Annotated in this window: 17 protein-coding genes and 1 riboswitch; of the genes, 9 read left to right on the top strand and 8 right to left on the bottom strand. The window is 74.9% G+C overall.

Annotated features, from left to right (window positions below):
• Positions 1-21: 21 nt before the first annotated feature.
• Positions 22-1482, bottom strand: coding sequence for a catalase (locus ACWDRR_RS31510; protein ID WP_449775662.1), 1461 nt, complete (start codon positions 1480-1482; stop codon positions 22-24).
• 251 nt (positions 1483-1733) lie between these two features.
• Between ACWDRR_RS31510 and cbiE the strand changes: the two genes are divergently transcribed.
• The 6 genes from cbiE to ACWDRR_RS31480 all read left to right on the top strand — a co-directional run bounded on the left by cbiE (position 1734) and on the right by ACWDRR_RS31480 (position 6192).
• Positions 1734-2972, top strand: a complete 1239-nt coding sequence (cbiE, locus tag ACWDRR_RS31505; protein WP_449775661.1) for a precorrin-6y C5,15-methyltransferase (decarboxylating) subunit CbiE — start codon at positions 1734-1736, stop codon at positions 2970-2972.
• On the top strand, positions 2969-3730 hold the full coding sequence (gene cobM / locus ACWDRR_RS31500) for a precorrin-4 C(11)-methyltransferase (protein ID WP_449775660.1): 762 nt from the start codon (positions 2969-2971) through the stop codon (positions 3728-3730). The genes cbiE and cobM overlap by 4 nt, the downstream gene beginning before the upstream one ends.
• A complete protein-coding gene (locus ACWDRR_RS31495; RefSeq protein WP_449775693.1) occupies positions 3730-4482 on the top strand; it encodes a cobalt-precorrin-6A reductase in 753 nt (250 codons plus the stop codon). Before cobM ends, ACWDRR_RS31495 begins: the two co-directional genes overlap by 1 nt.
• 132 nt (positions 4483-4614) lie before the next feature.
• The gene (locus ACWDRR_RS31490) at positions 4615-5028 is read left to right on the top strand and encodes a hypothetical protein (RefSeq protein WP_449775659.1); all 414 of its coding nucleotides are present in this window, start codon (positions 4615-4617) and stop codon (positions 5026-5028) included.
• Positions 5029-5134: 106 nt separating this feature from the next.
• Positions 5135-5638 carry a DinB family protein gene (locus tag ACWDRR_RS31485; RefSeq protein WP_449775658.1) on the top strand — a complete coding sequence of 168 codons (504 nt, stop codon included), beginning with the start codon at positions 5135-5137 and terminating at the stop codon, positions 5636-5638.
• 29 nt (positions 5639-5667) lie between these two features.
• Positions 5668-6192, top strand: a complete 525-nt coding sequence (locus ACWDRR_RS31480; protein ID WP_449775657.1) for a protein-tyrosine phosphatase family protein — start codon at positions 5668-5670, stop codon at positions 6190-6192.
• A gap of 16 nt (positions 6193-6208) precedes the next feature.
• Here ACWDRR_RS31480 and ACWDRR_RS31475 read toward each other — a convergent pair whose 3' ends face one another.
• Both ACWDRR_RS31475 and ACWDRR_RS31470 read right to left on the bottom strand, forming a co-directional pair.
• A complete protein-coding gene (locus tag ACWDRR_RS31475; RefSeq protein WP_387885029.1) occupies positions 6209-7738 on the bottom strand; it encodes a UDP-N-acetylglucosamine 1-carboxyvinyltransferase in 1530 nt (509 codons plus the stop codon).
• Between the two features lie 144 nt (positions 7739-7882).
• Complete coding sequence (locus ACWDRR_RS31470; RefSeq protein WP_449775656.1) at positions 7883-9001, bottom strand: cobalt-precorrin-5B (C(1))-methyltransferase; 1119 nt, start codon at positions 8999-9001, stop codon at positions 7883-7885.
• Positions 9002-9220: 219 nt separating this feature from the next.
• On the opposite strand from ACWDRR_RS31470, the gene ACWDRR_RS31465 reads away from it, so the two are divergent.
• Entirely contained in the window at positions 9221-11773 is a 2553-nt protein-coding gene (locus tag ACWDRR_RS31465) for a GmrSD restriction endonuclease domain-containing protein (protein WP_449775655.1), read from the top strand.
• A gap of 81 nt (positions 11774-11854) precedes the next feature.
• On the opposite strand, the gene ACWDRR_RS31460 is transcribed toward ACWDRR_RS31465, so the two are convergent.
• The 3 genes from ACWDRR_RS31460 to ACWDRR_RS31450 are packed head-to-tail and all read right to left on the bottom strand — an operon-like array spanning position 11855 to position 15203.
• Positions 11855-13369, bottom strand: coding sequence for a precorrin-2 C(20)-methyltransferase (locus tag ACWDRR_RS31460; protein ID WP_449775654.1), 1515 nt, complete (start codon positions 13367-13369; stop codon positions 11855-11857).
• The gene (locus tag ACWDRR_RS31455; RefSeq protein WP_449775653.1) at positions 13366-13992 is read right to left on the bottom strand and encodes a precorrin-8X methylmutase; all 627 of its coding nucleotides are present in this window, start codon (positions 13990-13992) and stop codon (positions 13366-13368) included. Before ACWDRR_RS31455 ends, ACWDRR_RS31460 begins: the two co-directional genes overlap by 4 nt.
• Positions 13989-15203, bottom strand: a complete 1215-nt coding sequence (locus ACWDRR_RS31450; protein ID WP_449775652.1) for a cobalamin biosynthesis protein CobG — start codon at positions 15201-15203, stop codon at positions 13989-13991. Before ACWDRR_RS31450 ends, ACWDRR_RS31455 begins: the two co-directional genes overlap by 4 nt.
• 143 nt (positions 15204-15346) lie before the next feature.
• Positions 15347-15420: riboswitch (cobalamin riboswitch) on the top strand.
• A 155-nt stretch (positions 15421-15575) separates the two neighbouring features.
• On the opposite strand from ACWDRR_RS31450, the gene cobN reads away from it, so the two are divergent.
• Both cobN and lnt read left to right on the top strand, forming a co-directional pair.
• Positions 15576-19259 carry a cobaltochelatase subunit CobN gene (gene cobN, locus ACWDRR_RS31445; protein ID WP_449775651.1) on the top strand — a complete coding sequence of 1228 codons (3684 nt, stop codon included), beginning with the start codon at positions 15576-15578 and terminating at the stop codon, positions 19257-19259.
• A gap of 134 nt (positions 19260-19393) precedes the next feature.
• Positions 19394-20956 carry an apolipoprotein N-acyltransferase gene (gene lnt, locus ACWDRR_RS31440; RefSeq protein WP_449775650.1) on the top strand — a complete coding sequence of 521 codons (1563 nt, stop codon included), beginning with the start codon at positions 19394-19396 and terminating at the stop codon, positions 20954-20956.
• A 140-nt stretch (positions 20957-21096) separates the two neighbouring features.
• Here lnt and ACWDRR_RS31435 read toward each other — a convergent pair whose 3' ends face one another.
• Positions 21097-21864 (bottom strand): VOC family protein, encoded by a 768-nt coding sequence (locus tag ACWDRR_RS31435; protein ID WP_449775649.1) that lies wholly within the window; start codon positions 21862-21864, stop codon positions 21097-21099.
• A gap of 11 nt (positions 21865-21875) precedes the next feature.
• The gene (locus ACWDRR_RS31430; RefSeq protein WP_449775648.1) at positions 21876-22784 is read right to left on the bottom strand and encodes an NADP-dependent oxidoreductase; all 909 of its coding nucleotides are present in this window, start codon (positions 22782-22784) and stop codon (positions 21876-21878) included.
• Positions 22785-22833: the final 49 nt, after the last annotated feature.

Genomic DNA, 22833 nt, shown 5'->3' with positions numbered 1-22833 from the left:
CGCGCCCCGCGGCGGGCACCCTCAGGGCTTGCCGACCCCCGTGGCGACCCGGTCACCAAGCGCTTTGTCGACATTGCGCCAGTACTGCACCGCACGTTCCAGCACCGGGTCGCTGACCCCGGCCTTCAGATGGCCGACGATGTTGGCGACCAACCGGTCCCGCTGCGCGTCGTCCAGCACCTGGCGGACCATCGTGCCCGCCTGCCCCCAGTCGTCGTCCTCGGCGTGCAGCGAGTACGCCTCGCGCACCATCTCGCCCGCGGTCTGCCACCCGGCGGCCGGGTCGTCGTAGCGGGCCGCGTCCGCGGCCGGCCCGCCCTTGGAGTTGGGCGCGTACGGCGCGGCGGTGCGGGCCGGGTCGAACCGCATCGGGCCGTCCTTGGCGTACGAGTGGACCGGCACGTGCGAGCGGTTCGGCGGCAGCTGCGCGTAGTTGGGGCCGATCCGGTACCGGTGGGTGTCGGGGTAGGAGAAGATCCGCCCGAGCAGCATCTTGTCCGGCGAGACGCTGATCCCCGGGACCAGGCTGGACGGCTCGAAGGCGGCCTGCTCGATGTGGATGAAGTAGTCCTCGGGATTGCGGTTGAGGGTCATCCTCCCGACCTTGATCAGCGGGAAGTCGCCGTGCGGCCACACCTTGGTCAGGTCGAAGGGGTTGAACCGGTACCCGGGCGCCCGGTCGAACGGCATGACCTGGACGTACAGCGTCCAGGACGGGTGGTCGCCGCCCTCGATGGCCTCCCAGAGGTCCTGCCGGTGCAGGTCCGGATCGGAGCCGGCCAGCCGGTCGGCGTCGTCCTGGCCGAGGAAGTCGACCCCCTGGTCGGTCTTGAAGTGGTACTTGACCCAGAACCGCTCACCGCTCGCGTTGATCCACAGGTAGGTGTGCGAGCCGTAGCCGTTCATATGCCGGTACGACTTCGGGATGCCGCGGTCGCCCATCAGCCAGGTGACCATGTGCGCGGACTCCGGCGAGAGCGTCCAGAAGTCCCACTGCATGTCATGGTCGCGCAGGCCGTTGTCCGGACGGCGCTTCTGCGAGCGGATGAAGTCCTGGAACTTGATGGTGTCGCGGACGAAGAAGACCGGCGTGTTGTTGCCGACCAGGTCGTAGTTGCCGTCCTCGGTGTAGAACTTCAGCGCGAAGCCGCGCGGGTCGCGCCAGGTGTCCGGGCTGCCCTGCTCGCCGGCCACGGTCGAGAAGCGGGCCAGCATCTCGGTCCGCTTGCCCGGCTGGAACAGGATCGCCCTGGTGTACCGGCTGACGTCCTCGGTGGTCTCGAAGACGCCGTAGGCCCCGGCCCCCTTCGCGTGCACCACCCGCTCGGGCACCCGTTCCCGGTTGAACTGGGCCATCTTCTCGATCAGGTAGTGGTCGTGGAGCAGGATCGGACCGTCCCGGCCCACCGTGAGCGAGTGCTCGTCGCTCGGCACCGGGACACCGGCGTTGCTGGTGGTGATCGGGACCGCTGACTCGGACATGATGTCCTCCTTTGCGTACCGGACCTCGGGTACCCGCGGCTCGCGAACCGAATCCCGGACCCGAACCCCGGACCCGGACCCGGACCCCGGACCCCGCGCCCCGCGACGACCGCCCCGCGAGGACCGCCCCGCGGGACCCCCGCACGACGCTAACCCCGGCCGCCGGGGCCCGCCACCCTCGCCGGAGGCCGCCCCGGCGGCGGCGGGTAGGCTGCCGCCTGCACGTTTCCCCGTCCCCGAGGAGCCTCCCGGTGTCCGACCTCCCTCCGCCGATCACCGTCGTCGGGATCGGGGCCGACGGCTGGCCCGGCCTCGCCGCCACCTCCCGGGCGGCGCTGCGGGCGGCCGAGGTCGTGATCGGCGGACCCCGCCAGCTGGCGCTGCTCCCCGCCGAGGAGGTGGCCGCCGAACGGGTGTCGTGGCCGTCCCCGCTGCGCCCGGCCGTCCCCGGGCTGCTCGCCGAGCACGCCGACCGCCGGGTGGCGGTGCTGGCCAGCGGCGACCCGATGTTCTTCGGCATCGGCCGTACCCTCGCCGAGACCGTCGGCGCCGGACGGCTGCGCGTCCTGCCGCACCCCTCCTCCGTCTCCTACGCCTGCGCCCGGCTCGGCTGGCCGCTGGAGGCCACCGAGGTGGTCAGCCTGGTCGGCCGCCCCCTGGACACCCTGGCCCTCGCCCTGCACCCGGGCCGCCGGCTGCTCGTCCTCAGCGCCGACGCCGCCACCCCGGCCGCCGTCGCCGACCTGCTCACCGCGCGCGGCTTCGGCACCGCCCGGCTGCGGGTGCTGGAGCAGCTGGGCGGCCCCGGCGAGCGTGTACTGGACGGCCCCGCGGACGGCTGGACGCACCCGGCCGGCGACCCGCTCAACGTCATCGCGGTCGAGCTCGGCGACGGCCCGCGCAGCTCGCTCGTCCCGGGCCTGCGCGACGACGCGTACGAGAGCGACGGCCAGCTGACCAAGCGGCACGTCCGCGCCGCCACCCTGGCCACCCTGGCCCCGGCACCCGGCGAACTGCTCTGGGACGTCGGCGGCGGCTCCGGCTCGATCGCGATCGAGTGGCTGCGCGCCCACCGCGACAACCGGGCGGTGAGCATCGAGCACAACGCCGTCCGGGCCGAGCGGATCGGCCGCAACGCCGCCGCGCTCGGCGTACCCCGGCTGCGGGTCGTCACCGGCCCGGCGCCCGACGCGCTCGCCGGGCTGCCCGCTCCCGACGCCGTGTTCATCGGCGGCGGGCTCACCGCTCCCGGGCTGCTGGACGCCTGCTGGGCCGCGCTGCCGCCGGGCGGCCGGCTGGTCGCCAACACCGTGACCCTGGAGTCCGAGGCCCTGCTCACCGCCTGGTACCGGCGCCACGGCGGCGAACTGCTGCGCCTCGCCGTGGCGCACGCCGTCCCGGTGGGCGGCTTCACCGGCTGGCGGCAGGCGATGCCGGTCACCCAGTGGTCCGCCGTCAAGCCCCCCACCCCTCAGGAGGACGCCTCGTGACCGTCTACTTCATCGGAGCCGGCCCGGGCGCCGCCGACCTGATCACCCTGCGCGGCGCGCGCGTCCTGGCCCGCGCGCAGGTCTGCCTCTACGCGGGCAGCCTCGTCCCGCGCGAGCTGCTGGCCGAGTGCCCGGCCGGGGCCCGGCTGGTCGACACCGCGCAGCTGAACCTGGACCAGATCGTCGCCGAGCTGGTCGCCGCCCACGCGGCCGGCCAGGACGTGGCCCGGCTGCACTCCGGCGACCCGTCCGTCTTCAGCGCCGTCGCCGAGCAGATGCGCCGCCTCGACGCGGCGGGCGTGCCCTACGAGATCGTCCCCGGCGTGCCCGCCTTCGCCGCCGCGGCCGCCGCGCTCAAGCGCGAGCTGACCGTGCCGACGGTCGGCCAGACCGTCATCCTCACCCGGATCGCCAAGCGGGCCACCCCGATGCCCGAGGGCGAGGACCTCGCCACCCTCGGCCGCAGCGGCGCCCTGCTGGTGCTGCACCTCGCCGCCGGGTACGTCGACGACGTGGTCGAGCAGCTGCTGCCGCACTACGGCGCCGACTGCCCGGCCGCCGTGGTCGCGATGGCGAGCCGCCCGGACGAGCTGGTGCTGCGCGGCACCGTCGCCACCATCGCCGGGCAGGTCAAGGCGGCGGGCGTGGTCCGCACCGCCGTCATCCTGGTCGGCCGGACGCTGGCCGCCGAGCAGTTCCGCGACAGCCACCTCTACTCGGCCGACCGCGAGCGCCCGCACGAGCCCTGCGGGGCGTGATGCCGCGCCACCTGCTGATCCTCGGCGGCACGACCGAGGCCCGCGCCCTCGCCGCGGCACTGGCCGACGCACCGCCGAGGGTCACCAGCTCCCTCGCCGGACGGGTCGCCGAGCCTCGGCTGCCCGTCGGCGACGTCCGGATCGGCGGCTTCGGCGGGCCGGACGGGCTCGCCGCCTGGCTGCGCGCCGAGCGGGTGGACGCGGTGGTCGACGCCACCCACCCGTTCGCCGCCGTCATGTCGCGCAACGCCGCGCTGGCCGCCGCCGCGACCGGCGTCCCGCTGCTGGCACTGCGCCGCCCCGGCTGGGCGCGGGTGGAGGGCGACCGCTGGCATCCGGTGGAGTCGCTGGAGGCCGCCGCCGCCGTACTCCCCCGGCTCGGCCGACGGGTGTTCCTCACCACCGGCCGGCAGGGCATCGGCGCCTTCGCCCACCTCGACGGTCTGCACTTCGTGGCCCGCTCGGTCGACCCGCCCGAGCCGCCGATGCCGGCCTCGACCGACGTCCTGCTCGACCGCGGCCCGTTCACCCTGGACGGCGAGCGGGCGCTGCTGCGGGCGCACCGGATCGACGTCGTGGTCACCAAGGACAGCGGCGGGGCGGCCACCGCACCGAAACTGACCGCCGCCCGCGAACTCGGCCTGCCGGTGGTCGTCGTGGACCGTCCGCCGCCGCCCGCCGGAGTCCCGGTCGCCGCCTCGGTGCCGGCCGCGGTCGACTGGCTGGCGCAGCACCTCGGCCTGGCGCAGTGACGGACGCCGGGCCGCTGTGACGGACGCCGGCCCGCAGTGGGCCCCTGCCGCCTCGGATTCCGGCGGCCGCCGGAATCCGAGGCCGGCCGCCGGGCCTGGCGGGAGCGCCGGCCGCCGTGCGAGCATGCGGCCATGCAACTCCCCACCACGGCCGGCCTGGTCGAACGGATCGAGGCCGTCCGCATCGACGACCCGCACGGCTGGTCCGCCTGGACGGACACCGTGCCGGGCACCTCGATCGGCGTCTGGGAGGACGCCCAGGAGGTGCTGGCGCTGGTCGCGAAGCTGCCCGCGGCTCCCCTGATGCGCTGCTTCGTCCCGGGCTACGCCCTGCGCGCCCGGACCGGGGACCACCCGGTGTTCCCCCGGGTCGTCCTGTTCGAGATCGCGTTCTGCTTCGAGTGCAACGGCGCCTGGTCCTACGGTCCGGCCGTGGCCGGGGACAAGGCCCTGGCACACCAGACCTTCGACCCGGCCAGTGCGCCGGCCCGCGCCCTGCTGGACCGCTTCCGTCGCGCGAACGCCGCCCTGAAACCGATCGACTGACCCCGGCTCGGCCCGGCCCGACCCACCCGGGCCCGGGCCGGCGCGCCCCGGCGGGCCTGCCCCTAATCCCCGCGACACGCCGCTCCCGCGCTGCCAGGATGGGCCGATGAGAGACGATCAGCGCACCCGGACCGAGCAGACCGCCGACGAACGCGCCACCCTGGTCAGCTTCCTGGACTTCCAGCGCGACACCCTGGCGATGAAGTGCACCGGCCTGAGCACCGACCAGCTCCGCGAGCGCATCCTCCGGCCGTCCGAACTCTCCCTGCTCGGCATCGTCCGCCACCTCGCCGAGGTCGAGCGCGGCTGGTTCCGCAACACCTTCAACAACGAGGCCCACCCCGGCTTCTGGAAGCGTCCCGACGGCGGCTTCGCCGAGTTCGACGTCGACACCGCCGACCCCGAGGAGGCCTTCGCCGTCTGGCGCGGCGAGTGCGACCACGCCCGGGAACTCGTGGCCGCCGCCGAGTCGTTGGACGTCCTCGGACACCACGGCGAGGAGGCCTTCTCGCTCCGCTGGATCCTCACCCACATGATCGAGGAGTACGCCCGCCACAACGGCCACGCCGACCTCCTGCGCGAGCACCTGGACGGCACGACCGGCGAGTAGGCGGGCCCGGAGACAAGGACGGAGAACCGATGCGCACCGGCCGGAAGGAACGCGACGCCCCGGAGCCGACGGGGCCGTGGAATGAGATCACGCCCGGGCTCTGGATGGGCGGCCATTTCACCACCCCGCCCGGCCGGGCGCTCGAACCGGTGTTCGTGGAGCGGGAGTTCGACCTGGTGGTCAGCCTGTACACGCGGCCCGGGCACGGACCGGCGCCGGGGGTCGAGCACCTGGTCCGGGAGATCCCCGACGGGCCGCTCACGACCGGGCAGCTCCGGGCCGTCCAGGAGGCGGCGGCCCGCACCGCGGAGGCCGTCCACGGCGGTCGCAGCGTCCTGGTGCGCTGCCACTCCGGGTACAACCGCTCCGGGCTGGTGGTCGCCCAGGCCCTGGTCGACCTCGGCCACCGGCCCGACCGGGCGGTCGAGTTGATCCGCGAGCGGCGCTCGCCGTGGGCACTGAACACCACGGTGTTCGTGGACTACCTCACCACCGGACTGGACACCGCACAGCTGTTGGCCGGCCTCGGCGAACGAGACCGGCCAACGGGCTGATGAAGCTGATGGACCGTCAGATGTCGCGGAAGGTCTCGATCTGGGCGCCGATCGAGTTCAGGCGCTCGGCGAGGTCCTCGTAACCGCGGTTGATGACGTACACGTTGCGCAGCACCGAGGTGCCCTTGGCGGCCAGCATCGCGAGCAGGATGACGACGGCCGGGCGCAGTGCGGGCGGGCAGACCATCTCGGCGGCGCGCCAGCGGGTGGGGCCCTGGACGAGCACCCGGTGCGGGTCGAGCAACTTGATGTCCGCGCCGAGCCGGGTGAGTTCGGTCAGGTAGATGGCGCGGTTGTCGTACACCCAGTCGTGGATCATCGTGGTGCCGTGGGCGGACGCGGCGATCGCGGCGAAGAACGGCACGTTGTCGATGTTGATGCCGGGGAACGGCATCGGGTGGATGGTGTCGACCGGCGCGGTCAGCTTGGAGGGGCGCACGGTGAGGTCGACCAGCCGGGTGTAGCCGTTGTGGGCCCGGTACTCGGGAGTGCGGTCGTAGTCGAGGCCCATCCCCTCCAGCACCGCGAGCTCGATCTCCAGGAACTCGATCGGCACCCGGCGGATCGTCAGCTCGGAGGAGGTGACGACCGCGGCGGCGAGCAGGCTCATCGCCTCCACCGGGTCCTCGGCCGGGGTGTAGTCGACGTCGCGGGTGATCTCGGGCACGCCGTGCACGGTGAGGGTGGTGGTGCCGATGCCCTCGATCTTCACGCCCAGCCGCTCCAGGAAGAAGCAGAGGTCCTGGACCATGTAGTTGGGGGAGGCGTTGCGGATGACGCTGACGCCGTCGTGCCGGGCGGCGGCGAGCAGGGCGTTCTCGGTGACGGTGTCGCCGCGCTCGGTCAGCACGATCGGCCGGTCCATCGGCGCGCCGGGCTGGACGGAGGCGTGGTACGCGCCGGAGGTGGTGGCGACCTCCAGGCCGAAGCGGCGCAGCGCGGTCAGGTGCGGCTGGACGGTACGGGTGCCGAGGTCGCAGCCGCCCGCGTACGGGATGGCGAAGCGGTCGGCGCGGTGCATCAGCGGGCCGAGGAACATCAGCACGCTGCGGGTGCGGCGGGCGGCCTCGACGTCCATCGCCGCGAGGTCGAGCTCGGCGGGCGGGGTGAGTTCGAGGTCGCGACCCTCGTTGGTCCAGCGGCTCTTGACGCCGATGCTGGTGAGCACCTCGAGGATCCGGTAGACCTCCTCGATCCGGGCGACCTGGCGGATCGTGGTGCGGCCGGTGGTCAGCAGCGAGGCGCAGAGGATCGCGACGCAGGCGTTCTTGCTGCTGCGGACGTCGATCGCACCGGAGAGCCGGGCGCCGCCGGCGACGCGCAGGTGCATCGGACCGGCGTAGCCGAGGGAGACGATCTCGCTGTCGAGGGCTTCGCCGATGCGGGCGATCATCTCAAGGCTGACGTTCTGCTTGCCCTGTTCGATGCGGTTGACCGCGCTCTGGCTGGTGCCGAGGGCCTCGCCGAGCTGGGCCTGGGACCAACCACGGTGCTGGCGCGCGGTGCGGATGAGGGTGCCGATACGGGTGAGGTAGTCGCCTGTCACTCGCCAGACCATATCTCATGCTTGAGATAGCAACAGAACCCAGGGCGGGCATTGCGTCACTTTTGTCCATTTCTGCTCCGGATTGACGAGGCATCGGCACACCACCGCCACACTCCTGTTACGGATCCGGCGTGCCCCGCCACCTCAGGGGCCGAGCGGCTCCGCGCGGCCCACGATCGTGCCGGCCCGGTCGATGCAGATGACGTCCACCGCGACCGGCGAGCCGACCAGCACCCCGAGCGCGGTCGCCCGGGCCCCCTCGGCGACGAGATCACCGAGCGGGACGCCGGCGGCGCGGCAGAGCTGGATCGCCTCCAGGGCGGTGTTGGCCGCCGCGACGGCCGCGACCAGCTCGGGCCCGGCGCCCCCGGTGCGGGCCAGCCCGGCCAGATGGCCCTGGTCGACCTGGGAGCGGGCCGAGTGCAGGTCCAGGTGGCCGGCGGCCAGCTTGGAGAGCTTGGCGAAGCCGCCCGCGACGGTCAGGCGCGGCACCGGGTGGCGCTTCAGGTACTTGAGCACCGCCCCCGCGAAGTCGCCCATGTCCAGCAGCGCGTCCTCGGGCAGGCCGTGCACGGCGGCGGCCACCTTCTCCGAGGTCGAGCCGGTGCAGCCGGCGACGTGGGTGCGCCCGGCGGCCCGGGCCACGTCCACCCCGCGCCGGATGGAGTCGATCCAGGCGGAGCAGGAATAGGGGACGACGATCCCGGTCGTGCCGAGGATCGAGAGCCCGCCGAGGATGCCCAGGCGCGGGTTCCAGGTGGAGCGGGCGATCTCCTCGCCGTGGTCCACGGAGACCTCCACCACGACGTCCCCGCCGTCGCCGAACTCCGCCGCCACCTCGGCGACGGCGTCCCGGATCATCTGCCGGGGCACCGGATTGACGGCGGGCTCGCCGACGGCCAGCGGCAGCCCGGCCTTGGTGACCGTCCCGACGCCCGGGCCCGCCCGGAACACCACCCCGCTGCCCGGCTCCCCCGCCCACACCGTCGAACGGATCAGCGCACCGTGCGTCACATCCGGATCGTCCCCGGCGTCCTTCACCACCCCGGCCATCGCCCGGCCGCCGGCGCGCTCCTCCGCCGCCAGCGCGAACCCGGGCCGCTGGCCCTTCGGCAGGGTGATCACCACCGGATCGGGGAAGGCGCCCGTCAGCAGGGCCTGGTACGCCGCCTTGGTGGCCGCCGTGGCGCAGGCGCCCGTCGTCCACCCGGGCCGCAGCCCGCTGCTCTTCAGCTGCCCGGCCCGCCCACCGACCTCCGCCACGCCGCCCGCTCCTCGCACCTCGTGCGGACCTCCCGAACCGGCCCGCCGGCCTCCATGGTCCCCCGGGCCGCCGCACTCCCCCGCGGCGGGTCCGCCCCGCCCCGGCGCAGGCCCGCGGCCGCCCGTCCACCGCACGCGTTTCACAGCTGTCAGTACAGGTCTATAACCTGTCGGTCACCACTTGCACACCGCACACCATCGCTGCCGGGAGACCCGTTCGTGCGCGCCCAAGAGATCACCTTCCTCAAACTCGTCCAGGGTGAGAACCAGTTCCAGGTCCCGCTCTACCAGCGGACCTACAGCTGGACCCGGACAGAGCTCCAACAGCTCTGGGACGACGTGGCGGATCTCGCGGAGCAGCAGCTCGACGGGGCGGTTCCCTCGTCCCACTTCCTCGGCTCCGTGGTCCTGGCACCGGGTCGGGTCGAGGCCGGCGGCCTGCAGCAGTGGCTCGTCGTCGACGGGCAGCAGCGGCTGACCACGATCATGCTGGCGCTGGCGGCGCTGCGCGACCACATACGCAGGGAGGACAGCGACGCGGCCAGGCGGACCGCCGACCGCATCCACCGCCAGTTCCTGGTCAACGAGTTCCACGACGGGGACGGCCACTACCGGCTCCTGCCCACCCAGGCCGACCGGCCGTCCTTCGCCGCCTGCCTCTCCCGGGCGCCGCAGGCGGGCGGCGCGGACAACGTCGGAGCCGCCTACCGGTTCTTCCTGGACGTGATCGCCTCGGGCCAGGCCGAGCACGGCCCGGCCTGGCCGGGTGCGGTCGAGACCACCTTGCGCGACCTGCTGTCCATCGTCGCGATCACCGCGGAGCACGGCGACAACGTCTACCGGATCTTCGAGTCCATCAACAACACGGGCGTCCGGCTGAGCCAGAGCGACCTCCTGCGCAACTACGTGTTCATGCTGCTGCCCAACCGCGGCGAGCGCGTCTACGAGCAGCTGTGGCTGCCGATGCAGCAGAAGCTCGGCCCCAAGAACCTCGAACTGCTGGTCTGGCTCGACCTGGTGCTGCGCGGGGACGACAAGGCCAAACAGACCGAGATCTACCGGTCCCAGCAGCAGCGCCTGGACGAACTGGCCGGCGACGAGGCCGCGGTCGAGGCCGCGGTCGCCGAGCTGGCGGGCATGGCGGAGCTGTTCGGGCGGATCCTCGACCCCGCCCTGGAGCCCCACCCGGGGCTGCGGCAGCAGTTGCAACGCCTCTCCGACTGGGGCGGCCGGACGCACTTCGCGGCCGCGCTGCACCTGCTCAGGCTCGTCTCCGAGGGCCGGGCCGGCGAGGACGAGGCCGCCGAGGCGCTGGGCTTCGTCGAGAGCTACGTGGTGCGCCGCCTGCTCTGCGAGTCCAAGAGCAACAACTACAACCGGATCTTCAACTCGCTCCCGCGGGACTTGGACCCGGCCCTCCCCCCGGCCCGGGCGGTACGCGCGTACCTCTCGGGGCGCCGCCGAGGCTGGCCCACCGACTCCCAGGTGGCCGCGGCCGTCCGGACCAAACCCTTCTACTGGGCCGGCCAGTCCCAGCAGCGCACCTTCGTCCTCAGGCGGCTCGAGGAGAGCTACGAGTCGGCCGAGCCCGTCGACTACGAACGCGCCCGGATGACGGTGGAGCACATCCTGCCGCAGCGGCCGGCCGAGGCCTGGTTCGACCTGCTGGCCGAGGACACCGACCACGACGAGACGCCCGAGGACCTGCACGAGATGCTGGTCCACACGCTCGGGAACCTCACCCTGTCCGCCGAGAACAGCCGGCTCTCCAACCACCCCTTCCAGCGCAAGCAGCAGATCCTGGAAGGCAGCGCGCTGCGGATGAACCAGGAGATCGCCGCGACTCCCCGCTGGGGGCGCCCCGAGATCCACTCCCGCGCCAACCGCCTCGCGGCCCGCGCGATCGCCATGTGGCCGGGGCCGGACGCCCAGCGGACCGCGGACGACGACGAGTGGTCGGGGTGGGGCGAGCTGCGCTCCGCCCTGATCGCCATGCCGGCGGGGACCTGGACCACCTACGGGGACATCGCCCAGCTCATCGGCAGCCACCCGAGGAACGTCGGCAACTACCTCGCCGCCGGCACCGGCATCCCGGGGGCCCACCGCGTGCTCGCCGCCGGCGGGCGGGTGTCGGCGACCCTGCGGTGGCCGGCGGGCGGTCCGACGTACGACCCCGTCGAACTCCTGGTGGCCGAAGGCGTCCCCTTCGACAGCGCGGGCCGGGCCAGGCGGTCGTGCCGGCTGACCGCCGAGGACCTCGCGACGCTGCTCAACAAGGATCCGGGCGCGGCCGACGCCTCGGTGGCCAGGGAGGCCGGAGCGGACCGGTCCGCCCGCTTCTCGGAACAGCTCCGGACCAACCAGCCGACGGCGGCCGAGGCGGTCCTCGGGCTGCTCGGGCAGTGGACGGACCTCGGGCCGCACTGCCGCCTCGAATTCGGGAAGGCCCTGGAGACCAGCTGCTTCCTGATGGTCGACAAGGGGGCGCAGAGCCGTCAGGAGAGCATCTGGCCGTTCGCCCTCTACCCGGTGCTGGGCACCGTCGAGGTGGTCTTCCAACACCTGCGGACCCGCCCGCCGTTCGACGACATCGAACTGCGCCGGGAGTTCATGCTGCGTCTCAACAAGATCGACGGGATCGAGCTGGCGGAGGCCAAGCTGGGTCTCCGGCCGTCCTTCCCGCTGGAGGTCCTGGCGCTGCACCCCGGTCCGGTCCTGGAGGCCCTGGACTGGTTCGCCGAGTCCGTGGGGCGGCACCGCGGCGAGGGGTGAGCGGGTCGGCACCGCGCCGGAGCGGGAAGTCGGTCCGGCCGACTTCCCGCTCCGGCGGCGTGCCGGGAAGGGGACGGGTGCTCACGCCTCCGGGTAGCGGCGTGGGGTCCAGACGACCTGGGTGCCGTTGCCGCGTTCGACGGCCCGGGTCTGCGAGGAGCCGATCAGCAGGATGGTGCGCATGTCGACCTCGGCGGGGTCGAGGTCGGCGAGGCGGACGGTGCGGACGCGCTCGGTCGGGCCGCCGACGTCGCGGGCCATCACCACCGGGGTGCCGGGGGCGCGGTACTCCAGGAGGAGGTCGCGGGCCAGGCCGACCTGGGTGGTGCGGGACTGCGAGCCGGGGTTGTAGAGGGCGAGCACGAGGTCTGCCTCGGCCGCCGCGCGCAGCCGCTTGGCCACGACCTCCCAGGGCTTGAGGCGGTCGGAGAGCGAGACCACCGCGTAGTCGTGGCCGAGCGGGGCGCCGGCCCGGGAGGCGGCGGCGTGGGCGGCGGTCATCCCCGGGACGATCCGGACCGGGACGTCGCGGTAGGCGTCCTCGCAGGCGACCTCCAGGACGGCGGTGGCCATCGCGAAGACGCCCGGGTCGCCGGAGGAGACGACCGCGACGTGGTGGCCGCGCCGGGCGAGGTCGAGCGCGAACTCGGCGCGCTCGGACTCCACCTTGTTGTCGGAGCCGTGGCGCTGCTGGCCCGGGCGCGCGGGCACCCGGTCCAGGTAGGTGGTGTAGCCGACCAGGTCGGTGGCGGCTGCGAGGGCGCCGCGCGCCTCGGGGGTGAGCCAGAGCGGGCCGGCCGGGCCGGTGCCGATGACCGTCACGCTGCCGGGGCCCTCGGCCGGCGGGGCCGGCCGCTCCAGCGGCGCGACCTTGCTGGGCAGGACGGCGACCGAGAAGTACGGCACGGTCCCGGCGTCGACGTCGGCCAGCGGTCCGGTGCGCTCGCCCGCCATGAAGGCCCGCTCGACGTACTGGGCGTCGGCCAGCCGGCCGGCCCGCTCCAGGGCACGGCGGACGGTGGGGAAGGTGCGGCCCAGCTTCATGATGACGGCGGAGTCGGCGGAGGCGATCCGCGCGGTCAGCTCCTCCTCGGGCAGCGTGCCCGGGATGACGGTGAGCGTCTCCTCGGCCTCGGTGAGCGGCTGCCCCAGCCGGGCGGCGGCGGCGCTGACCGAGGTCACCCCGGGGACCACCTCGGTGGGGTAGCGGTGCGCGAGGCGCTTGTGCATGTGCTGGTAGGAGCCGTAGAAGAGCGGATCCCCCTCGGCGAGCACCACCACGCTGCGGCCGGCGTCGAGGTGGGCGGCCAGCCGGTCGGCGGCCTCCTCGTAGAAGTCGTCCAGCGCGCCGCGGTAGCCGCCGGGGTGGTCGGTGGTCTCGACCGTGAGCGGGTAGACCAGCTTCTCCTCGATCTGACCGTCCGTCAGATAGCGCTCGGCGATGGACCGGGCGATGGACCGGCCGTGCCGGGCGCTGTGGTAGGCCACCACGTCGGCCTTGCCGATGAGTTCGGCGGCGCGGACGGTGACCAGCGACGGGTCGCCCGGGCCGAGCCCGACCCCGTACAGCCGGCCGGTCTGCTGAGTGTCCGTCACTCTTCTTCACTCGCAATCGCGTTGATGGCGGCCGCGGCGATCGCGCTGCCGCCGCGCCGGCCGCGCACCACCAGGTGCTCCAGGCCGGACGGGTGCGCGGCCAGGGCCTCCTTGGACTCGGCGGCGCCGATGAAACCGACCGGGACGCCGATCACCGCGGCCGGGCGCGGCGCGCCCGCCTCGATCATCTCCAGCAGCCGGAACAGCGAGGTCGGCGCGTTGCCGACGGCGACCACCGCGCCCTCCAGCCGGGGCAGCCACAGCTCCATGGCGGCGGCGCTGCGGGTGGTGCCCATCGTCCGGGCCAGTTCGGGCACCGACGGGTCGGTGAGGGTGCAGACCACCTCGTTGTCGGCGGGCAGCCGCTTGCGGGTGACGCCGCTGGCGACCATGTTCACGTCGCACAGGATCGGCGCCCCGGCGCGCAGCGCCGCGCGGGCGGAGGCGACCGCGCCCGGCGAGTACACCAGGTCCTCGACCAGGTCCGTCATGCCGCAGGCGTGGATCATCCGCACCGCGACCTGGGCCACGTCGGCGGGCAGGGCGGCGAGGTCGGCCTCGGCCCGGATGGTGGCAAAGGACTGGCGGTAGATGGACGCGCCGTCCTTCTCGTACTCGATCACTTCGTGGTCCTCCTGGCCTCGGCGACCGCCTCGGCCGTCTCCTCGTTCGTCACGTCCACGGCGGTGCCCCGCCCCGGCGGGGCACCCTGCACCGTCACCCGGTATCCCTGCCCGGTCGCCAGTACGTCGACCCACCGCCCGGCCGGGTGGCCGCAGCGGCGCTCGCAGCCCGACCAGTGCACCGGCAGGCCACCGGTGCCGGCCGCCTCCAGCGCCCTGGCCGCGTCGGCCCGGACGTCGGCCCGGGACGACCCGCAGCCGGGCAGCCCGGTACAGGCGGTGGCACGGTCCCAGGCGGCCCCCGGCTCGGTCCGGAAGCCGGCCGCCGCCAGGCCGGGGAGGCGTTCGGCGGCGGCACCGGGCAGTACCACCCCGCGCCACGGGGTGAGCCGCAGCTCCCCCTCGGCGGCGTCGATCAGCACCCGCCACTGCGCGGACGAGGCCGGGCCGAAGCGCTGGGCGACCGCCAGGCCGCCGGGCACCGCGCCGAGCCGGGGCGGCGTACCGGCGAACACCGGCAGCTCCACCGGGCCCGGCGGCAGCAGGTCGGGGACCTCCCGCAGGTGCCAGGCCTCGCGGCCGGTGGCGCGCAGCGCGTCCAGGAAGTCCCGGGCGGCCGCCAGCGCGGCGTCCACGGCCCGCCCGGCGGGTACCGGGCGCGCGGTGGCGGCCCGGCCGAGGCGCAGCAGGGCGGTGCCGTCCGGGCCTGCGATCAATGTCACATCGGCGTTCAGGGCGGCCACGTCGCCGCGGCCGTCGTCCAGGGCGAACAGGAACTTGCCGGAGAGGCCGACCGCCCACGGGCTCGCGCACAGCTTCGCGTCCAGCTCGCGCGCCCAGGCCCGCACGTCGGCGAAGCCGCCGCCGGGGCCGGGCGAGGCGACGATGTTGCGGACCCGCTCATGGGTCTCGGAGGGCAGCAGCCCGACCGCCCGAAGCCGCGCGCCGAGGTCGGCGCCGCAGTCCGAAGCGAGGCCGCGCAGCTGGACGTTGCCGCGGGAGGTGATCTCCAGGTGGCCGTCGCCCAGCGCCTCCGCGGCCCCGGTCAGCGCCAGTGCCTGATCCACCGTCAGCAGTCCGCCCGGCAGCCGGACCCTGGCCAGGGCGCCGTCGGCGGCGGTGTGCAGACGAAGCGCCCCCGGGCAGGCGTCCGCGCGGCCCCGGTCGGGCACGGCGGCGCCCGGCGCGGTCGCGTCGGGTGTCGGTGGCATGGCCGCGAGCATACAGATGATCCGATCGGTTGCCCCTGTCCCGCGGGTCACACTCCCGACCGCTCTCCCCCAGGTCAGCCGCACCCCGTACGATGCTGCCGGGCGGCCCCGCGGGCCGCCCGCACGCCAGCGACGGCGCAGGGGAGGAAGCCGGTGCAAGCCCGGTGCGGTCCCGCCACTGTGACCACGGTTCAAACGCCGTGGAAGCCAGGAACTCCTGCCGTCCTCCACCGGCCCGGGGCGCGGACCCCGAGGAAGGCTTGACGCCATGCGCCGCCGCATGCCCGCGACCCCACCGTCGCCCGTGCCTCCACGCGCGACCCCTCAGTCGCCCGTGCCCATGCCCGCCATCGAGGCCGGGAGGGCCTTCGCATGATCCTGCTGCTGTCGACGTCCGACACCGACCTGCTCAGTGCCCGTGCCGCGGAGGGCGCCGTCCCCTACCGCCTCGGCAACCCGGCCCGGCTCTCGCCCGAGGAGCTGCCCGCCCTGCTGGAGGGCGTCGAGCTGGTCGTGGTGCGCCTGCTCGGCGGCCGCCGCGCCTGGCAGGAGGGCCTGGACGCGCTGCTGGCCGGCCCCCGCCCGGTGATCGTGCTGACCGGCGAGCAGGCGCCCGACGCCCAGCTGATGGAGCTGTCGACCGTCCCGGCCGGCATCGCGGCCGAGGCGCACGCCTACCTCGCCCACGGCGGCGCCGCCAACCTGGCCGAGCTGGGCGCCTTCCTCTCCGACACCGTGCTGCTCACCGGCCACGGCTTCGCCCCGCCCGCCTCCGCCCCCGCCTGGGGCCCGCTGGAGCGCGAGGCCCGGACGACCGAGGGCCCGATCGTCGCGGTGCTCTACTACCGCGCCCACCACATGAGCGGGAACACCGCCTTCGTCGACACCCTGTGCCGGGCGATCGAGGACCAGGGCGCGCGGGCCCGGGCGTACTACTGCGCCTCGCTGCGCGGCGCCGAGCCCGAGCTGCTGGCCGCGCTCGGCGAGGCCGACGCGCTCGTCACCACCGTGCTCGCCGCCGGCGGCACCCGCCCGGCCGACGCGCAGGCCGGCGGCGACGAGGAGGCCTGGGACGCCGGCGCGCTGGCCGCCCTGGACCGCCCGATCCTGCAGGCGCTCTGCCTCACCTGGTCGCGCGCCCAGTGGGAGGCCAGCGACGACGGCCTCTCCCCGCTGGACACCGCCACCCAGATCGCCGTCCCCGAGTTCGACGGCCGGCTGATCAGCGTCCCGTTCTCCTTCAAGGAGCTGGACGAGGACGGCCTCACCGTCTACGCCGCCGACCCCGAGCGGGCCGCCCGCGTCGCCGGCACCGCCGTCCGGCACGCCCGGCTGCGGCACATCCCGGCCGCCGAGCGGCGCCTGGCCCTGGTGCTGTCCGCGTACCCGACCAAGCACGCCCGGGTCGGCAACGCCGTGGGCCTGGACACCCCGGCGAGTGCGATGCGCCTGCTGGAGCGGCTGCGCGCGGAGGGCATGGACCTCGGCTCGGACCTGCCCGGCCTCGACACCGTGGCACCCCGGACCGAAGGGCGCGCCGGTGCCGAGCCGGCACCGGGTCAAGAGCGCCCGGAGGCGGGCGAACAGGCTGCTCAGCACGAGGGCGACGCCCTGATCCACGCGCTGATCGCGGCCGGCGGCTACGACCAGGACTGGCTCACCGAGGACCAGCTGGCCCGCAACCCGGTCCGGATCCCGGCCGCCGACTACCGCCGCTGGTTCGCCACCCTCCCCGAGGCCCTGCGCACGCACGTCGAGGAGCACTGGGGCCCGGCCCCCGGCGAGCTCTACGTCGACCGCTCGCAGAACCCGGACGGCGACATCGTGCTGGCCGCGATCCGCTCCGGCAACCTGCTGGTGCTGATCCAGCCGCCGCGCGGCTTCGGCGAGAACCCGGTCGCGATCTACCACGACCCGGACCTCCCGCCCTCGCACCACTACCTCGCCGCCTACCGCTGGATCGCGGCCGCGCGCGAGGACGGCGGCTTCGGCGCCGACGCCGTCATCCACCTCGGCAAGCACGGCAACCTGGAGTGGCTGCCCGGCAAGACCGCCGCGCTGTCCGCCGAGTGCGGTCCGGACGCCGTCCTCGGCGACCTCCCGCTGATCTACCCCTTCCTGGTCAACGACCCGGGCGAGGGCACCCAGGCCAAGCGCCGCGCGCACGCCACCCTGGTCGACCACCTCGTCCCGCCGATGGCCCGCGCCGACTCCTACGGCGACATCGCGCGGCTGGAGCAGCTGCTGGACGAGCACTCCAACATCGCCGCGATGGACCCGGCCAAGCTGCCCGCGATCCGCGCCCAGATCTGGACGCTGATCCAGGCCGCCAAGCTGGACCACGACCTCGGCCTGGACGAGCGGCCCGAGGACGACGGCTTCGACGACTTCCTGCTGCACGTCGACGGCTGGCTCTGCGAGATCAAGGACGCCCAGATCCGCGACGGTCTGCACGTCCTCGGCCAGGCGCCGGCCGGCACCGACCGGGTCAACATCGTGCTCGCCATCCTGCGCGCCCGGCAGATCTGGGGCGGCGTCAGCGCGCTGCCCGGTCTGCGCGAGGCGCTCGGCCTGGACGAGGCCGCGCTGACGCTGGGCGCCACCGACGCGGCCGAGGCGCAGGCCCGCGCCCTGGTCGAGGCGATGGAGGCCGAGGACTGGGCGCCGGAGGCCGTCGAGAAGGTCGCCGCCGGGCTGCCGGCCGCCGTCGCCGACGTGCTCGCCTTCGCCGCGACCCAGGTGGTGCCGCGCCTGGCGGCCACCACCGACGAGCTGGACGCCGTGCTGCACGCGCTCGGTGGCGGCTTCGTCCCGGCCGGGCCCTCGGGCTCGCCGCTGCGCGGCCTGGTCAACGTGCTGCCGACCGGCCGCAACTTCTACTCCGTCGACCCGAAGGCCGTGCCCAGCAAGCTCGCCTGGGAGACCGGCCAGGCACTGGCCGCCTCCCTCGTCGAGCGCTACCGGGCCGACAACGACGGCGCCTGCCCGCCCTCGGTCGGGCTCTCGCTCTGGGGCACCAGCGCGATGCGCACCGCCGGCGACGACATCGCCGAGGCCTTCGCCCTGCTCGGCGTGCGCCCGGTCTGGGACGACGCCTCGCGCCGGGTCACCGGTCTGGAGGCGATCTCCCTGGAGGAGCTGGGCCGTCCGCGGATCGACGTCACCCTGCGCATCTCCGGCTTCTTCCGGGACGCCTTCCCGCACGTGGTCGCCCTGCTGGACGACGCGGTGCGGCTGGCGGCCGCCCAGGAGGAGGACGCCGCCGACAACCACGTCCGCGCCCACGTCCAGGCCGACCTCGCCGTCCACGGCGACGAGCGCAAGGCCACCGTCCGCGTCTTCGGCTCCCGCCCGGGCACCTACGGCGCCGGCCTGCTCCAGCTGATCGACAGCCGTGACTGGCGCACCGACGCCGACCTGGCCGAGGTGTACACGGTCTGGGGCGGCTACGCGTACGGACGCGGCCTGGACGGACGGCCGGCGCGGGAGGAGATGGAGACGGCGTACAAGCGGATCACCGTCGCCGCCAAGAACACCGACACCCGCGAGCACGACATCGCCGACTCGGACGACTACTTCCAGTACCACGGCGGCATGGTGGCCACCGTGCGCGCGCTCACCGGCAAGGCCCCGACCGCCTACATCGGCGACTCGACCCGCCCGGAGACCGTCCGCACCCGCACGCTGACCGAGGAGGCGGCCCGGGTCTTCCGCGCCCGGGTGGTCAACCCGCGGTGGATGGAGGCGATGCGCCGCCACGGCTACAAGGGCGCCTTCGAGATGGCGGCGACGGTCGACTACCTCTTCGGCTACGACGCCACCACCGGGGTCGTCGCCGACTGGATGTACGAGAAGCTGACCCAGGAGTACGTCCTCGACCCGGTCAACCGCGAGTTCCTGACCGACGCCAACCCCTGGGCCCTGCACGGCATCAGCGAGCGCCTGCTGGAGGCGGCCGAGCGCGGCCTCTGGGAGCAGCCCGACCCGGCGCTGATCGAGCAGCTCCAGGCGGCGTTCCTGGAGACCGAGGGCGACCTGGAGGGCGACGAGGGCTGAGGTCCGTCACCGGTCCCGGCCCGACCGGCCGGGACCGCCGGCCCTTCTGCCGCCGGTTCCGTCAGCCGTTCTGTCGCCCGTTCGGGTGACGGGACGGCTGGTGGCGTCCCCCGTCGAAGCGGACAATACGGGGCATGTCCCGCCGCCTCACGCTGCCCCGGCCCGCCCTCGGGGCGCCCACCGCTCCGGACCGCGCCGTCCGGGCCCACCGCTACCGCGCGCGGGGGGCCGCCCTGGCCGCCGGGGCGCTGCCGGTGTTCGCCTTCCCGGCCCCCGGGCTGGCCGCGCTCGCCTGGGTCGCCCTGGTGCCCGGCCTGCTGCTGATGCAGCGGGCGCCGAGCGGCCGGGAGGCGGCGGTCCGGGGCTGGTGGTTCGGCGCGGGGTTCATCCTCACCGGGATGTACTGGCTGATCCCGTCCATCGGGCCGGCGCTGCCGCTGCTCGCGGTACTGTTCGGGGCCCTGCAGGCGGGGGTCGGGTACGCCGTGTGGCGGCTGCTGCACCCGCCGCTGACCGCCCGGCGCGCGCTGCTCGCACTGGCCGTCGTCCCCGCCGTCTGGCTGACCACCGAGTACGCCCGCTCCTGGCACGCCCTCGGCGGTCCGTGGGCGCTGCTCGGCGCCACCCAGTGGCAGCACCCGGCCGTCCTGGCGCTGGCCTCGGCCGGCGGGATCTGGCTGGTCAGCGCCGCCGTGGTGGCCGTGAACACCGGTGTGCTGATCGTGCTGACCGCCGCCGGGTGGCGGCCGCGCGCCCTGGCGGCCCTGGCCACCGTGCTGGTCCTGGCGGCCGGGCCGCTGCTGTTCGCCCTGCGCGCCGCGCCCGCCGGTGCCGGGGCGGTCACCGTGGCCCTGGTCCAGCCCGGCATCGTCGAGGACCCGCGGGCTCGGTTCGAGGCCAGTGCCGCCGCCACCGCCGCGCTGGGCGGGCGGCCGGTCGACCTGATCGTCTGGGGCGAGAGCAGCACCACCGCCGACCTGGACCGCGACCCGGCGGCGGCGGCCCGGCTGAGCCGGCTCTCCGCCGTCACCGGCGCCGGGATCCTGGCGGGCGAGGACGCCCGCAAGGCCGACGGGCGGATCTCCAAGGACGCGGTGCTGTTCTCCCCCGCCGGGACGGTCGACCGCTACCGCAAGATCCGGCTGGTGCCGTTCGGCGAGTACATCCCGCTGCGCCCGCTGCTCGGCTGGATCGCCGGGGTCAGCCGGGCGGCGGGCGAGAACCGGGCCCCGGGCAGCGCGTTCCACGTGCTCCCGGCCACCGACCGCACCGGGGCGCCGCTGCCGGTCGGGGCGCTGATCTGCTTCGAGTCGGCCTTCCCCGACATGTCCCGGACGGCCGCCCGGGACGGCGCCCGGGTGCTGGTCTACCAGTCCTCGACCTCGACCTTCCAGCGCACCTGGGCACCCGAGCAGCACGTCTCGCTAGCCGCGATCCGCGCCGCCGAGACCGGCCGCCCCGCCGTCCAGGCCTCGCTCACCGGGGTCTCGGCCGCCTTCGACGCGCAGGGCCGCGAGCTGGCCCGGTTCGGGACGGACCGCACCGGGGCCCTGACGGTGCGGCTGCCGCTCACCGCGCCGTCCGCGCTGACCTGGTACGACCGGGTCGGCGACGTGGTGCCGATCGCCGCGCTGCTGGTGACGGCCGCCGCGGTGCCGATCGCCGCCCGGCGCGGGCGGGGCCGGGCGGCGGGGTAACCGGGCGGCGCCGCGTGGGCGGCGGGGGCGGGGTGCCGGGTGGCGCCCTTGGCCGGGTGGCCGGGTGGCGCCGGGGGCCGGGTGGCGCCGGGGGCCGGGTGGCCGGGTGGCGCCGGCCCTCGGCTATCGGCGCTCGGCCGTCAGCCCTCGGCCCCGGCCAGGTGCACCGCGAAGGCCGCGCCCTGCGGGTCACGCAGCACGGCGACCCGGGGCCCGTCCGGCATCGAGGTGGGCGGCAGCAGGACGTCGGCGCCCAGGTTGCCGGCCCGGCCGACGGTCACGTCCACGTCCGCGACCGCGAAGTAGGGCAGCCAGTGGGCCGGCACCTGCGGCGGGAAGCGGTCGTCCATCGTCAGCATGCCGCCGAAGTCGGCGTCGGCCAGGCCCCACTGGGGGTAGACCTCGGAGGGGCGGACCGTCCAGCCGAACACCGCCGGGTAGAACGCCCGGGCGCCGTCCGGGTCCCGGGTGAGCAGTTCCACCCAGCCGAGCGCGCCCGGGGCGTTCAGCACCTCGACGCCCGCCAGCGCGTACGCCTGCCAGAGCCCGAACACCGCGCCGGACGGGTCGGCGGCGACCACGAACCTGCCGAGGCCGAGCGCCTCCGTGGGCTCGACCACGATGCTCCCGCCGGCGCCGGAGATCCCGGCGGCGGACGCGTCCGCGTCGTCGACCGCGAAGGAGACCGTCCAGCCCGTCGGCTGTCCCTCCCCGTAGAGCGGCGCGACGGCGGCGGCGATCGCGCCGTCCAGCTTCATGAAGGTGTAGTCGCCGGCCTCCGGCGGTGCGTCGAGCTCGGCGGCCTGCCAGCCGAAGAGCTCGCCGTAGAACCGCTTGGCGCCGTCCGGGTCGGAGCTGCCGTGCTCCACCCAGCACGGGCCGCCGACCGTCACCGTCCGCTGCTTCATCTCGCCCGCCCTCAGCCGATGTCGAGGATCAGTTTGCCGCGTGCGTGCCCGGACTCGACCAGCGCCAGCGCCTCGGCCGCGCGGGCCAGCGGCTGCCGGTCGGTGAGGTGCACGTCCAGTTCGCCGGCCGCCACCAGCCGGGCCAGCTCGGCGAGGGTCCCGGGGGTGGTGGCGCGGGTGACGAAGCGGCCGCCGAGCTCCGCCGCGGTGGCCGGGTCGACGGTGGAGACCAGCTTCGAGCGGTCGGCCAGCGTCTCGGCCGCGGCCCGCAGGTCGGCCCCGCCGACCAGGTCGAGGATGCCGTCCACGCCGTCCGGTGCGGCGGCCCTGATCCGCTCGGCCACGCCGTCGCCGTAGCGCACCTGCACCGCGCCCAGCGACTCCACGTAGCCGCGGTTGGCGTCGCTCGCCGTGCCGACGACCCGGATGCCCCGGCTGCGGGCGATCTGCGCGGCCGCGCTGCCGACCCCGCCCGCGACGCCGAGGATCAGCAGCGTCTGCCCGGAGCCCACGCCGACGTCCCGGACCCCGTCGTCGGCGGTCGCGGCCGCCACCGGGAGGGTCGCCGCCTCGGCGAACCCGAGGCCGGCGGGCTTGACCGCGCTCATCGCCGCGAGCAGCAGGGTCTGCTCCGAGTAGCCGCCCGCCGCCGCGATCCCGAACACCTCGTCCCCGGGCGTGAAGCCCGTGACGCCCGGGCCGACCCGCTCCACCACGCCGGCCGCCTCCTGGCCCAGCACGGCGGGCAGCTCGCGGTCCTGCCCCAGGAATCCCCGGCGGATCTTCCAGTCCACCGGGTTCACCCCGGCCGCCCGGACGGCGATCGCCAGCTGTCCCGGGCCGGGCTCCAGCACCGGCCGGTCCAGGAACTCCTGCGTCTCCGGCCCGCCGTAGTCGACGAACCCGAATGCCTTGACCATCCTCGATCCACTCCTCCGCTGGGCCCCCGCCCCAGCATGCGGCCCGCCC

The organism is Kitasatospora sp. NPDC003701 (genome assembly GCF_053587085.1).
Note: the sequence above shows the minus strand (reverse complement) of the source record. Positions and strands in the feature narration are given on the sequence as shown.

Excerpts from the sequence above, each read along its gene's own strand:
- ACWDRR_RS31490 (WP_449775659.1), top strand. The coding sequence starts at position 4,615 with ATGCAACTCCCCACCACGGCCGGCCTGGTCGAACGGATCGAGGCCGTC.
- ACWDRR_RS31495 (WP_449775693.1), top strand. The coding sequence starts at position 3,730 with ATGCCGCGCCACCTGCTGATCCTCGGCGGCACGACCGAGGCCCGCGCC.
- ACWDRR_RS31435 (WP_449775649.1), bottom strand. The coding sequence starts at position 21,864 with ATGAAGCAGCGGACGGTGACGGTCGGCGGCCCGTGCTGGGTGGAGCAC.
- ACWDRR_RS31510 (WP_449775662.1), bottom strand. The coding sequence starts at position 1,482 with ATGTCCGAGTCAGCGGTCCCGATCACCACCAGCAACGCCGGTGTCCCG.
- ACWDRR_RS31430 (WP_449775648.1), bottom strand. The coding sequence starts at position 22,784 with ATGGTCAAGGCATTCGGGTTCGTCGACTACGGCGGGCCGGAGACGCAG.
- ACWDRR_RS31480 (WP_449775657.1), top strand. The coding sequence starts at position 5,668 with ATGCGCACCGGCCGGAAGGAACGCGACGCCCCGGAGCCGACGGGGCCG.
- lnt (WP_449775650.1), top strand. The coding sequence starts at position 19,394 with ATGTCCCGCCGCCTCACGCTGCCCCGGCCCGCCCTCGGGGCGCCCACC.
- ACWDRR_RS31450 (WP_449775652.1), bottom strand. The coding sequence starts at position 15,203 with ATGCCACCGACACCCGACGCGACCGCGCCGGGCGCCGCCGTGCCCGAC.
- cobN (WP_449775651.1), top strand. The coding sequence starts at position 15,576 with ATGATCCTGCTGCTGTCGACGTCCGACACCGACCTGCTCAGTGCCCGT.
- ACWDRR_RS31485 (WP_449775658.1), top strand. The coding sequence starts at position 5,135 with ATGAGAGACGATCAGCGCACCCGGACCGAGCAGACCGCCGACGAACGC.